Raw genomic sequence first — 936 nt, 5'->3', positions numbered from 1 at the left:
GGCGCCTGGACCACGGTGGACGGCGAAAAATGCCCCATGAGCCGGGGCGACCTCATCCTCACGCCCACCGGCCTGTGGCACGAACACGGCCACGACGGCACCGAGCCCGTCATCTGGCTCGACGTGCTGGACCTGCCCCTGGTCTATTACATGGAGGCCAGCTACCACATCAACGGCACGCGCCAGACCCAGTTGCCCGGCCGCGGCGACCGCGCCTACGCACGCGGTGGCGTGGTGCCCACGCCGGTGTTCACCCGCAGCGACAAGCGCTACCCCATGCTGCGCTACCCCTGGGCCGACGCCCGTGCCGCCCTGCTGTCCCTGGCCGAGGACCGCCCCGACCTGGACGCCGTGCAGGTGACCTACGTCAACCCCGAGACCGGCGACGACGCCGAGAACATCCTGGGCTTCTACGCCCTGATGCTGCGCCCGGGCCAGACGCTCAAGCTGCCCGCGCGCTCGCCCGCCAGCGTGTTCCACCAGATCGAAGGTTCTGCCGACGTGACCGTCGGCGAGGGCGCCCAGACCTTCACCCTGGCCGGTGCCGACACCTGCTGCGCGCCCGGCTACACGCCCATCACGCTGCGCAACACCTCGGCCGATCAGCCCGCGTTTTTGTTCGTCGCCGACGAAAGCCCGCTGCACCGCAAGCTCGGTGTCTACGAAGTCCGCTCCTGAATCGCTATCCCCCATGACCACCTACCTCTGGAACCCGCCCGCCGTTCAATCCCTGCCCGTGCGCGGCAAGACCGAACGCTTCCCCATCAACCGCATCTTCTGTGTCGGGCGCAACTACCACGCGCACGCCGTCGAGATGGGTCGTCCGGTCGACAAGAGCGTCGAGCAGGCCTTCTACTTCACCAAGTCGCCCCAGACCCTGGTGGAAAGCGGCGCCACCGTGGCCTACCCGCCGCGCACCAGCAATTACCACTACGA

Annotated in this window: 2 protein-coding genes; both read left to right on the top strand. The window is 68.4% G+C overall.

Annotated elements, in window-relative coordinates; genetic code table 11:
• A partial coding sequence (locus tag AAHB17_RS24485) for a cupin domain-containing protein (RefSeq protein ID WP_342133670.1) occupies positions 1–678 on the top strand: 678 nt, incomplete at its 5' end.
• Between the two features lie 13 nt (positions 679–691).
• Positions 692–936 (top strand): fumarylacetoacetate hydrolase family protein (locus tag AAHB17_RS24480; protein WP_342133669.1); only part of this gene is annotated, 245 nt, incomplete at its 3' end.

Source organism: Hydrogenophaga sp. OTU3427 (genome assembly GCF_038440225.1).
GTDB lineage: Bacteria > Pseudomonadota > Gammaproteobacteria > Burkholderiales > Burkholderiaceae_C > Hydrogenophaga.
Note: the sequence above shows the minus strand (reverse complement) of the source record. Positions and strands in the feature narration are given on the sequence as shown.